9 protein-coding genes and 2 pseudogenes are annotated in these 12,184 nt (G+C 55.4%); 1 reads left to right on the forward strand and 10 read right to left on the reverse strand.

The genetic code is table 11. The features are described 5' to 3' along the window. Window positions 1-279: 279 nt before the first annotated feature. The 9 genes from Q9235_RS25980 to Q9235_RS26015 form a co-directional block, all read right to left on the reverse strand. Window positions 280-705 (reverse strand): hypothetical protein, encoded by a 426-nt coding sequence (locus Q9235_RS25980; RefSeq protein ID WP_306224619.1) that lies wholly within the window; start codon window positions 703-705, stop codon window positions 280-282. Beyond that, window positions 692-2,653 (reverse strand): site-specific integrase, encoded by a 1,962-nt coding sequence (locus Q9235_RS25985; protein WP_306224620.1) that lies wholly within the window; start codon window positions 2,651-2,653, stop codon window positions 692-694. The genes Q9235_RS25980 and Q9235_RS25985 overlap by 14 nt, the downstream gene beginning before the upstream one ends. Window positions 2,654-2,658: 5 nt before the next feature. Then, window positions 2,659-4,434 (reverse strand): hypothetical protein, encoded by a 1,776-nt coding sequence (locus Q9235_RS25990; protein WP_306224621.1) that lies wholly within the window; start codon window positions 4,432-4,434, stop codon window positions 2,659-2,661. Continuing rightward, on the reverse strand, window positions 4,431-5,936 hold the full coding sequence (locus tag Q9235_RS25995) for a tyrosine-type recombinase/integrase (RefSeq protein ID WP_306224622.1): 1,506 nt from the start codon (window positions 5,934-5,936) through the stop codon (window positions 4,431-4,433). Before Q9235_RS25995 ends, Q9235_RS25990 begins: the two co-directional genes overlap by 4 nt. A gap of 137 nt (window positions 5,937-6,073) precedes the next feature. Then, complete coding sequence (locus Q9235_RS26955; protein WP_422678244.1) at window positions 6,074-6,406, reverse strand: MbcA/ParS/Xre antitoxin family protein; 333 nt, start codon at window positions 6,404-6,406, stop codon at window positions 6,074-6,076. A gap of 8 nt (window positions 6,407-6,414) precedes the next feature. Further along, window positions 6,415-8,289 (reverse strand): AAA family ATPase, encoded by a 1,875-nt coding sequence (locus Q9235_RS26000; protein ID WP_306224623.1) that lies wholly within the window; start codon window positions 8,287-8,289, stop codon window positions 6,415-6,417. Beyond that, entirely contained in the window at window positions 8,282-8,992 is a 711-nt protein-coding gene (locus Q9235_RS26005; RefSeq protein ID WP_306224624.1) for a GIY-YIG nuclease family protein, read from the reverse strand. Before Q9235_RS26005 ends, Q9235_RS26000 begins: the two co-directional genes overlap by 8 nt. A gap of 370 nt (window positions 8,993-9,362) precedes the next feature. Continuing rightward, window positions 9,363-9,995, reverse strand: coding sequence for a hypothetical protein (locus Q9235_RS26010; RefSeq protein ID WP_306224625.1), 633 nt, complete (start codon window positions 9,993-9,995; stop codon window positions 9,363-9,365). Continuing rightward, window positions 9,992-10,282 (reverse strand): DUF6634 family protein, encoded by a 291-nt coding sequence (locus Q9235_RS26015; protein WP_306224626.1) that lies wholly within the window; start codon window positions 10,280-10,282, stop codon window positions 9,992-9,994. Before Q9235_RS26015 ends, Q9235_RS26010 begins: the two co-directional genes overlap by 4 nt. Window positions 10,283-11,283: 1,001 nt before the next feature. On the opposite strand from Q9235_RS26015, the pseudogene Q9235_RS26020 reads away from it, so the two are divergent. Then, window positions 11,284-11,868, forward strand: a pseudogene (locus Q9235_RS26020) (tyrosine-type recombinase/integrase); the annotation flags it as partial. A gap of 51 nt (window positions 11,869-11,919) precedes the next feature. On the opposite strand, the pseudogene Q9235_RS26025 reads toward Q9235_RS26020, so the two are convergent. Beyond that, window positions 11,920-12,084 (reverse strand): annotated as a pseudogene (locus Q9235_RS26025) (GTP-binding protein); the annotation flags it as partial. Window positions 12,085-12,184 lie beyond the last annotated feature (100 nt).

Genomic DNA, 12,184 nt, shown 5'->3' on the forward strand with positions numbered 1-12,184 from the left:
GAAACAGCGGCAGCAACACGAGCGGTAGAAACGGACACCCAGGTCGATCAGTTAGTCTCAACATCCATGCGGATCGGCGCTATAGGCCCAAGTCGACCCGCCGGTCGCCGGCATAGCGACCTGCGGACCGGCAATTTGCTGAGGCACATGGGCTCAAGTACTAGGAAGCCTCTCGGGGCAAGTCGCGCACCTTCCATAGACATATCGTTCTCAACCGGAATCACATTCCTCACGCTCTAACCGCTCTTACAGGTACACCCTGCCGAAGGCGTTTGCCGTCTACGCCGAAATCATTTTCTTCATCGCTGGCAACTTTGACCGCTCTTCAGCCAGCCTAGCATTCGCCTTGATCAGGTCCGCCTGCGTCGCCTCAAGCTGCAGGGCGAGCACCTGAATGTGGTTGGCCAGGACGGAGATTGTGCGCCGCAGCGCCGCAGGGTCCTCCTTTACCCGCCCCTTACGCTGCCTCTGCTGGTCCAGCGATTTTGCTGCCGCTTCGGATTTCGACAAGCTCTTAGCTAAATCCTCATCCCAAGCCTGCTTGATATCCCGATAATTTGGATGGTTTGCAGTCGATCGCGCAACTCTAGCCTTCTCGAACACCATCTTCCAAGTGAGGCGCTTCTTACTTGTTTGGTCACCAGAACCGAGCAGATCGGCCATCGCCAGACGCAGTTTGGCGCGGTTGTCGTCAGTGACCCCCACTTGCAGCCTCCTTGATTTCCTCAACGATACGATTTAGGCGGGCGCTTTCCTCGCGCACGATTGCTCGTTGCCCCGGGCCGGTATTGTTTTTGGTAGCTAGTTTTAACAAATCCTCCAATCGCGCCTGAATTGCGGGCAAATGCTTCAAACGCCAGCAACTGTTTTCGCAGCGGTCGAATTTGCAGGTGTGAGTGACCGGAACTGCATTATCCGTTTTGCCTCGGACTACTGGCGGAAGGCATTGCGCCCGGTCGCGGTTGAAGAAACAATCATTTACAGGCCGTGGATAGAAACTCGTTGCTCGATGCCGCAGCATCGCGTCAATCTCCCTCCCGTCCGTAACCACTTTCCCCTCAAAAGAGGCTAGCTCTCCAATTTTCTCCATCTCAGTGTTGATCTCAGAGCTTAGCGGGCCGGCTACTTTGATCCCTTTTAGATGGTCATCAAAGATCGCGCGCACTTCACGAGCGTTCGCGAGAGCTTGCTGCTCCTCAATGTCCTTAAGCAATCCAGCACTCGCTGTGCCAGCATACCCCTCAAACATCTGCGCCTTCAAATGGCCAAACTGAATCATTCCCGCAACGATGCCAAAAGGTTGGTTTGCAATATGCCATGCGATAGTTTTACGAAACATCCGAGTCGTAATACGCCCAAATCGTTCGACTGGAATAGGTGGATGAGAAGGAGAGCGATGACGTGGCTCCAGGTAATTATTCACGTGATCAATAAACGATGCGATATTGTTGTTAATATATGATTTTACTGGAACAGTATCCCCTTCAAACATCGAAGGAGAAATAAACATAAACGATTTCCCTCCCAATTTACTATTGTAATAGGACAACATTAGAACTGCCATAATAGCGCGCTCAACAGGCTCAACAACGACCCAAGTCCGCAATTTACCGCCTACATGGGATCCTTTGTATTGGGTAGATTCCAAATAACGACGGATAACGTTCGAATTCGAATCGACAGCGATTTCTAAGCCACCTCTCCGGATAGCTTGTACTTCACTGTCTCGCATACCAGAAAGGTATGCCGTGACAATGTAACAAGCTGCAACCAGATTGCGAAATTCATCAGCTATATCGAGCCCTTCAATCAACTCACGCCACCGCAGGCCACTTTCAGCGACCACATGATAGTCACCAACGGCTGCCCTCTCGATCTTGTCTCGGATCACCGCGGCGCGATCTGAAAGCATCGCCTTGACCATAACTCCCTTTATGCCTTTAATATTCTCACGAATGGCGCGGTGCCCCGCGCTATTCAGTCGTTGGTTATAAAATGCTCCAATGATGTCGTCCGAGTAATGGTCAACGTACTTCATCGCCCAAATAAGCAATGGACCCATGACGTCAGGCGGGATGACCTTAGTTTTTGTCTCTAGGGATCGCTTAACGTATTTTTGACCGGTCACCCCCTCCCAAGGCATGAAGCTAAGCCGGTCATTGGTCATAGATTCTCCAGCAGCATAGATCGTTGCGAGATGAGATCTCTCGCGCTGCCGGACCTCGCCAGAGGAATTAGCTTTCATATCGATGAATTGATTCAGATGAGATTGAGTGAGGTCGCGAAGTGAGCCTATTGAAATGGAATCCATAAACAGATAAAGCCGGTATAGGCAACGCACTATTATAACAGCGTAATCTCCTTTGTAACGTTTAAGGCGCCGTTCGCCAACGAATGTGTTCGTATCGTTATTAAGCAAAAACATCAATAATTCGCGCGCCAGAAGATGACGCTGAGGCAACGGGAATAATTTGTCAAAATCGACAGACATGTTGGCAACGTTTGTATTTTCGCGGTAGCCAACGGTCCACTGACGGGAGCCAAATTTTGTCTCGCGCATCGCCTGGACAAAATTGACCAGCGGATGCTCTTTCATCACCGGAATATCGTCCGGCCAAAAGTTAGATTTCAAAATCTGCGGCGAGTTATTCATATAAATCACCCTAAAAGGTATTCCGGCGGAATGTAGACACTCGATGCCTGAATCTGCGTTAACAACATAGCGTCTTCCACATAAGCGCGGGGAAAACTAGGTAATATGCTGTACTGAATCTGGGCACACGGCTTCGCGAAGAGGTCAAGCCAACGCGCTAGCTCAATCTTGCTCCTCATTTCGATCAGGTATTTTTGCAAAGCAAGAATATCAGGCAGGTGCGAACGGGTTATTACCGCATTCTTACAATTGAAGCAGCCGATAACTGGTGTAGCGCAAAGCCCGCTCTCGGGATGAGATCCTATCGGAGAGTTTTTTATGTCCTTGCAGCTTGCTACCCCGAGATTTTCATACTTGCCTTGCGCGCTATCGCCCTCTATCACGTCACCCAGATTGCCGTCGATCTCTGAATTGGTGGCCATATTTATTGCCGCCATCATAGCATTTTCGATGGCTGCTTCGTGAAGTCGCTTAAGTGCCTTTACGCTCAGATAGCGAGCATCTTGAATAGTCTTGGAGTGATCTCTTACCTTTCTAGCCCTGACAGGGTCCTTTTTGTAGGCCTCGACCTTCGTCGTCTTGCGAATTCTCCCAGGCTGGAAGCCATCGAGAATGCTTCCGTCAGGCGCTTTAATATTGTAGCGGTTGCAAAGCGCGCGAGCATATTTCAACGAACGAGTAACCACTCGACCGACCTTCGACGGCGTACCCCGCCCTCTCGGCGTACGCCCCAAGAACAGCCAAACCCGTTCATGTTCCGCCGTATTGCCTCTCGCCGACGCCGTGAGATCCTTAAGCAGCCGGATGCAATATACCGCCGAATAATCCCCGGCCACCGGAACAGTAAGATACATCGGGGTGTCTCTTTTGCCGGACTTACTTTCTCGCCTTTTGATATACTTCAGACGAGCGCTAACTGCTCCGATGTCTTCTAGGCAGTCTTCGTCCAGCTCATATATCGACTCGATTGGAAGACCTGTCTCGACGGCAATAAGCGTAGCGAAGCAGAAAATATCGTAAGGATTCAGATATATTAGGTCGCAAAATTGGGTATATGTCCGATAAATTTTCCTGTGGACCGCGATTCGTTTCCGAAGGGATACACTCCCACCGGGATCTTCATATATAAAATTTAGTATATTTGGAATAGAACTCCAGCTGACATCAGATTCATTTCTTTGAGCGAGTAAGCTAAATCCATAAGCGATTCGGCGCCTTACGTGATTTACGTGTCGCCGCGCCGCATGAACGACCTGATCGCAAATCTCTGGATCAAGAGGTTCTTTCGGGTCGTATTGTGTAAAGGGAATATAACGCGCAACAACTTTCAGACGATGCGTAAATTCATCCTTTAGAAGACGTTGTTTATCGGCGGCGCGAAGCAATCGAATAAGGCAATTTATCTGCGCCCAAGCCCGAGCGAGATTATCGGCGTAAGTTTTCAGTAGGAACTTCTCATAGCTATCGATATCTTCGACAGATATATCTGACAATCTAATGAAATTAAGTTTGTTTAATGATGCGTATTCTAAAAATGTTCTAAACGAGAACACAGATGACAAAACCGAATCAGGCGAGCTGATAGCCCCTTCATCGTGAGCCTCTTCCGTAAGTAAGTTGAATAACTCCTGCTCGAAGGCGATTCCGACCGCGCGGGTTACATTAATATCCGTGGAGCGGCCTCCCGTGAAATTTACCTTAAACCGAATTTCAGCGCGCACGGTTTCTGCGTCCTTCTTGTTTGAATCGGGCCAAGTTCCGCGGTCAGAGCTAGAATTCATTTGGCCATGCTCCAAACCTGATCAATATGCCTGTTCCAATTGGCGAAATCGTGCTCGATCTCGTCTTGATTTTGATCGATATATGTCAGGTATATCATCGTTGTATCTATAGAGCTGTGTCCCAACCACCGCTGCAAAGTGCGCAAAGGGTCCCCGATGAGTTCCTGATAGGCGGAGGAACTTGATCTATGTTTCTCTTTTTCGAGATCTTTACTAGAACCAGTCAGGCGACGGATTAACCCAGTCAAAGTGTACACAGCAAACGTATGGCGAAGCATGTGGGGTGATACACCAAGCGCCTTTCCATAGCGTGTCTCCAGCAAGCGATTGGCCCTTTCAAACGCCGCGCTAAATGTCGTGTTAGCGGCTGGCTGGCCATTTTCTTGCAGCCACAGCATTGCTGGCTCATACTTGCCGTCGGACACATCGAGAAGCCTTTTGCGCTGATCGACGTCGAGCTTGTGGTATTCATGTCTTTGCTTGCTAACGCGATCTATGAAATACCGATCACCGAAAAGGGCCGCATGTTGCCAATTGTGTTTATTGTCGCTGTAGTGCCTCATTGCAACGTCGCTAGTTACGATGTTTGACCGCAACAGAGAGCAGTACTTTTCTATCGGACCCTTGAGGACACTAGTGGGAATGAAAAGGCGCCGATGCTTCTGACCTTTCGTAGTCATAACGCCCGGCTCGAACGGAATGACTTTGGACGTTGTCTCGTTGAAATTGCCCAATTCGGCGAGCAAGAGAGCGGCATTTTCGGTCAATCTTAGACCCGTGCAAACCGCGAGCTGGGCAAAGGCAGCGTTTCGCAGATACATGCGCAGCTTCTCAGGCGGGTGGTTATCATCGGAAGACCCGCAAAGTCCCAAGTTAACGAAATCCCGGAAGTCTTCGAGGCGGATGTGCTTAACCAATCTGCTGGAGCTCGCCGTGTTGCCTTCTCCGCGCCTTCTGTCACCGTAAAAGCCGTAAGGGCGGCGGGCTTTCTTTGCTGGCTCGTAAGGGTTGATTGTTTTTTTCTCTCTCGATCTCCATGAGAAAAACTGACGCAACGTGCTCGACTGCCGGTCCCATGTCGTCGCCTCAACTGGTTTTTGGCCCGGGGTCCTATGGCGTCGGAGGGCACGGTAAGCACGAAAATGATGGGGTAAAGCCTCGCCGATTTCCTCGCATCCCTGGCCGATCAGAAATGTCTCGAAAAGCATGAGGTCGCGGGCATATGCCTCCCAACTGAGGGGCGAGTTGCAGCCGTTATCTGGCAAGGAACGCAAAAAGCCATTGATGAGATGATTGTATGAGCCGTCACGCTTCAAAACGATCGGCATCTTTTCCTTGATACCGTAGCTTACGAGTTGGCTTCGCGCTGCAGACGACAATCGATGGAAGGCACCGTTGATGAGAATTGGCTCGCCGGCGATCTGAACGGGTTCGTCTAGTAGCGCTGCATCTGTATAGCACAGGGGGATCAGCAGCGCTGATGCTTCACTATTGCCAGTCACTCTTCAAACCTTCTCACTGCCCTCGTGACGTCTCTTGCCCAATGTGCGCTGTCCAATTGGCGCGGCGACCATGGGTCTCCGCTCCTTTCGCAATCATTGATTGCATCGCCAGGTTCGCCGAATGGTTGAGCAATCCTTCAGGAAGCCGCTTCAGCGTCGAGGTAATCCATCACTCGGATCAGCCCCTGCAGACCGCGTTGCCCGAGCACCTCCAAAGGAGTGTGCCCATGAAACTGATCATTCGGCCGAGAGACCCAGCCATAGCCCCGCTGGGGATCCGTAAACATGACACGTAGTCGGGTATGGATATGGAGGAGGATCATAAGCCGAGTCGTCAGTTCCTCCCCGCAATCATCGTATTTGCCCACGCGCCAAGCCAGAAGGCGATCGGGCTCTATGTTCAGAATGCGACAGACCGTGGGATCATCTGCCTGCCAGCGATCCAGCAACCGAAGCACAGCTGGGATCATGATTGCGCTCACGGCGCCACCAACTGCCGCACGGCATCCCCGGAGAGGACCCGCGCTTCACGTAGCCTGTCCGCCACAACACGGATCTGCGATTGCCGGGGCTCAAGGAGCTCATCGCATCGACGATCCAGCTCTTGGAGCGCCGCTTCTACTGCCTTCGCAGCACCCCGGTCGATGAGCAGGTTTTCAGCGTCAGCTATGTCTCCGAGATATGTCAGCTGGTCACCCAGGCCGAGAGAGAAATGGGCGGCGGCTACTAGGCGCGTGGCAGCTCGGAGATCGAGCTGGGCGCCGGCGCTGGCTTCGCCGAGAAGAAGAAGCTCGGCGCGTCGCCCTGCTAGCAGCATGACGACGTGATCGTCGAGACTGCGCCGAGTGGCGCCTTTTCCTGGCCCTTCTACGCATACCCCGGGCAGCTTACCGCTCTTCCCCAGGGTTGATACATGGTCCACAGCCCAGCCTAGGGCTATGGCTGCGACGGCGTGGCCAGCTTCGTGAATGCAAATGCGTTCAAGCAGGTCAGGGGGCAGCCCCTCGGCTAGCTCTGCGACCAGGTCATCGATGGCAAGTTCCCTGCCCTGACGCCGTGCTACTGCGAGAGCAGACTTGACAATCATGGCAGCGCGCGCGCCGCTGGACCCGATAGCGAGCTGTGCGACCGATTTTAAATCGTCGTTTACAAGCCGATCGCCTAGGTGCACGCGGAAGACCTTTTCAAGCTCCTCAGCACTAGGCGGGACGATCTCGAACTGACGTTCAAGGCGGCCTGGACGAACGAGAGCGCCGTCCAACCTATCGATAAGGTTTGTCGCACCTAGGAGAGCGACACCGTCCGCTCGATTATCAATCAGCTTCAGAACGTGATTGACAATCGTCGTCCACCATTCACGGGCACGGGGTTCGAGACTCTTTCTGTCCGGAATGGAATCCAGTTCATCGAAGAACAAGATCGAAGGGCTTTTCTCAGCGGCTTCATTGAACGCCGCACTGAGGGCCTTTACCACCCCTTCGAGATAGCCGTTGCATTGATTGAATATCTCTCCGAGGCCTGTCACGACTAGCGGGACGCCGCATGTTCGCGCCAAGGCCGCCGCAAAATAGGTTTTGCCTGTGCCTGGCTCGCCGAAGAGTACGGCGGCGCTGCTGACCGCCTGCCAATTCAAGGCCCCCTGCCGATACGCGGCAATATCGGTCGCAAGATTGAAGCCCCATTCCTTGGCGTCGCCGTAACCGCCGAGGTCCTCAAGACGAGGTCCGGCTAGCGCATTCGTAGGCAGGCGCGATTTGCGGTCGAGCTCGGTTAAACGAGAGATCGCCCGAGCCGCGCTTTCGCCACGTCGGATTGCGCCGAGCAAAATGCTCGCGGTGAGCTTTGCCCCGAACTCTTTCGGAAGCGGCTGCAATCGCTTGGTCCCGAACGTCTCCTTGATGGTATGGGCGATGAGTTTGCCATCGGGACGCGAGACTCTGACGTTGAAATCAGCTGAAGCCTGAACCGCGGGGCTGAGGCTTTCCCGACCGATGATCACCAACGACTGGGCTGTTTCGACGGACGTTCGAAGCGCTGCATCCTGGAAGAAATCGCCTTTGGATTTCTTCCCGCTTTCACACAGGAGGAACTGGGCTGGCCGAACAAGCGCTCGGGCCGCGGTGAGGATGGCATTATACCAATCGTCGTCGGGCGGTTCGATGATCACCACGACAGGCTTTCGAGCTGCTACCCTTAATCGCAGAGCTTTCGGGCATGCTTCCCAAAGCATGAGCCGTGCAAGCCGCTCCTCCACTTGCAAGCGCCCTTTCAAGAAAGATTGTTTCAATGGAATCTGGAAGTCGTTCTCATCGTCAACGATGAGTAAGTCGTTGGCGTCGGAGGCCTCAATCATGAGACGCCTCCAGATCAAGGATCACCAGCTTCCAGCTGTGGTAACCATCCATCCGACGGCCGGTCACGAGATTGGCAGCGATGGTGGGGGTTGAGACGTTGACGTCTCGGATCAGCACAAGCGCAGCGCTATCATCGCAATAAATGAGCGTGCCGTCTTCGAGCAGCCTCTTGCGGAGATCCAGCCCCCGCTTCGGCAGTGTGTAATGGATATCGGGCGAGATCCTTGATCCAGCGAGGACCCGCATGCCCCGGGTTGATGAACTGATGGCAAAGGCCTGGCATGGGCCCCGGTGCAGCTCATATAATTGTTCTGGTAGGAGGGGCCTGACAGGCTGAGGCCCGGCTTCACCGGTAACCTCCCTGCCAATCTCCTGCACAGCTATCGTCGCCGCAACCATTGCCGCTAGGGGCTCGGTCGGCCCCAGGAGCAATAGGGCGTCTTTGAGAAACCCTTCGGCCACGATCTGGACATCGTGGCGAACTGGGGGATAGTGCGGAGAGCAGTTCTCAACCTCCACCATGCGGGTCTGGTTGAGCAGCCAGACAAACCGCTGTTCGCAGTACCCCCGCATATCGTCTCGCATTTGGTTGTCTGCGCTGACGATCGCAGCAATCTGCACGTAGATTGGATCGAGCCGATCCCGCTCGTGCGACCTGAGCCGCTTCATAACGTGGCGGGCTTGGCCGACGTAGATGCGCATTAGATTATCGCCGACCGCCGGGGCAATCAGCAAGTAAATGCCGCTTCGGTGGAGCTCGGGCCAATCGGCAACCCGGCCCATAGCGTCCCGAGGAAAGGTAACAACGATACAATCGCTGTTCCCCAGACGGCGCAGAGACGGCCCTATCGGGTCCCTCGATTCCAACAGGAGTTGGACAGTCTTCTTAGGCCGCGGATTTGACGGCGGCGGCACGGATGCACGCTGCAACATGGACGCATTCCTATTGACAGAACGAGTTGGGAAAATTGGAAGATCGACAGTCGCGGCCAGCAGGTCCGTCGCAGAAGGCTCCGGGGAGCGGGCCGCGTCAGCGCCAGACGACGCTACAGCTGTGACCTACGGCTCCGCTTCAGAGCCAAGCAATCGCGTTGGTACGGGGTGTGGGCCGACCTGCTCGCACCCGGCTGCTGGGAGTGAGCGTGTCATCGTCGTCGCAGACGAGAATGCCCGACGAGAGGAGCTTCAGGATTGTTTCGAATGAATCCTGTGTGGCCTGGCAGTGTCTCATAACGTCGCCGATTGACGCGCGCCCCACATGCCACAGGTGCTCCAGAACACGCGCCTCGTCGCGTGAGTCCACCTCGAACTGAGCACACCTGGATAGTTGAAGCGCATTCGTCCACGCAGGCTCGCGCCGAAGCTTGGAGGGCTCAACCGAAAGCAGCCACCAACCTTTCCTGGCCAGAGTAACATCGAGCTGCCGCCAGACCTCCAGCGCTTGTGTCGACCAATGCGCTAACTGGGGAGCAGCGCACAGGACGAAGATCCCGGCTTCGTGACGCACCAGGTAGGCCGCGACATCTGTGAAATTTTCGGCATCATATGCGGAGAGCTCCGCTTCGAAATTGAACTCACAGAAGCTCCCGACTGCGGGGTCGGCTTCGATGTGGGTCAACAGTTCGAAGCTGCCCCACTTTTCGCAGGAGAATGAACCGGCCGCCTTGCATGACCGCATCTTGGCCGCGTTCCTACGGATCTTCATGGCGTCAATCCTTCCAAGCGATAAAATCTGGAGAGTGATCGCGCCCAGCCGCCTTTGACGTCGACGTAGAAGAGCTGCGAAGTGGTGATCGGGCCCGGCCGGATCGTGGGGTGCGCGGTAACGAGCCCCTGTAGGCACGGGACGGATCGATCGACGACCGAGAAGGCTCGAATGCCCACTGCCGCTTCAATCTGCTCTGGAGAGGGGCAACTACCGTTGACGATCCCAGTAAGATCATCGGTCAGACGCCGCAGTAGGTCGATCCGTTTCAAGGCCTGGCTGCGCATTCTTGGATCCGTGAAGTCCATGAGCTCCTCGAGGCGTGATTGAACCGCCGCCGAGATGCGGTGCGGTCATGTTGACGATAAAGGGGATCGGCCCGGCCAGCGGCCCCAACTGGAGTCGATGGGCAGTGAAGTTCCCACCCAAAAGGTGGGAATCCTTGAAGGACTGTAACCTCGATCCTTGATCGAGCTGTTGATCATCAAGGATCGATTAACCCTGCGGCTTGCAGAGTTTCGGCGAAGGGCGGATCGTGCGGGCATTGAGGTGCCCGCCGACCTGGCTGCTTTCGCGACGCAACGGGTTACTGGATGGACGGTTCAGCCTTTAAAGCGATGCTGGGTGACCTGGGGTACTCCCAGGCCAGCTTTTCGCGGGCGTATCGCATCCCCATCCGGACTGTAGAAAACTGGGTCCGGAGGGGCCCGCCAGAGTTCGTCGCACATATTCTGCAGGGGGTATCGAGGCTGGCGGTAGCGCCTCCTCCCCCAGAAGTCCTAACGGCGGCGCGGGTCGGCAAGTCCGACGCAACACGAGCGCTCGATCCCTCCCTGCGCTCAGTCTTCGAACAAGCAGTTCGAGCTGGCTGGCCTCGTGAACTCATCGCCGCAGGAGCGATCGACTGGTTTGTGGACGAGACCCTCGCTAAGCGCTGAGGAATTCGTATCCCACCTTATGAAGGTATTTCCTAACAGACGGTTTACGCCGGGGTCTTGCATACAATTTTCTCAGATCGTGTGGCAGGTCACAGCCGAACGGCAATCCCCTGCAATCCACGATCCGGTCAATCAAAAATCGATGGCTGAGTGCAGACACAGGTCGTGTCAACGTCGCGCCACTGGACTAAGCCGCTCTCGCGGCAGTGCGCTGCGGCTCGGTAATTGCTGAGATTTTGCCTGTGAGGCGCTGCATTCGAGGATTTCAGGGTCGTTTTCCCTCATCCTCGGAGGCTTCCATGATCGATCCCGTCACCGTCAGTCCGCTACGCCAGCGGATGATCGAGGACATGACCATCCGCCGGTTTAGCGAGCACACGCAGCGCGACTATGTCCGGCAGGTGCGTGAGTTCACGGCCTTCCTTGGCTTGCCGCCGGACCGGGCCGAGCCGGAGGACCTGCGGCGCTATCAGCTTCACCTGGCCTCGCTCGGCGCCAGCTACGCCCGGATGAACCTGGCATGCACGGCGCTGCGGTTCTTCTTCCACGTCACGCTGGGCCGGACCGGCTTCGGTGACCGCATGGCGCGGATCCCGACGCCGGAGCGGTTGCCAGTCGTGCTGGACACGCAAGAGGTGGCGTTGCTGCTGGCCCATGCGCGGAGCCTGAAGGACCGGGCCGCGCTGAGTATCGCCTATGGCTGCGGCCTGCGCGTGTCGGAGATCGCCAACCTCAAGGTCGCCGACGTCGACAGCGCGCGCATGCTGATCCGGGTCGAGCAGGGCAAGGGCCGCAAGGACCGCTATGTCATGCTCGCGCCCGACCTGCTCGACCTCCTGCGGCAATGGTGGCGGGTGAAGCGCCCGCGTGGCTGGCTCTTCCCCGGCCAGCAGCCGGGCCAGCCGATCACGACGCGCCAGCTCAACCGGGCCTGTCATGCCGCAGCCGTTGCGGCCAAGCTCGACAAGCGGGTGTCCATGCACACGCTCCGGCGCCTTGTCGATCTGGTCATACGCCGTGAACGACGCGCCGCCGGACTCGGCCAGAACCTTCGTGATCGCAGCCGTCAAAGACGTCTTGCCATGGTCGACGTGACCAATCGTTCCAATGTTGCAGTGCGGCTTGTTGCGCGCAAACTTCTCTTTGGCCATCGTAGCCTCCGTCAAATCTTGTTCAAATGGTCAGTCGGTTCGGTGCGGGGTTCAGGCGTACTTGGCCTGGACCTCGGCGGCCACCGCCGACGGCACCTGC

The organism is Bosea beijingensis (assembly GCF_030758975.1).
GTDB classification, from domain to species: domain Bacteria; phylum Pseudomonadota; class Alphaproteobacteria; order Rhizobiales; family Beijerinckiaceae; genus Allobosea; species Allobosea beijingensis.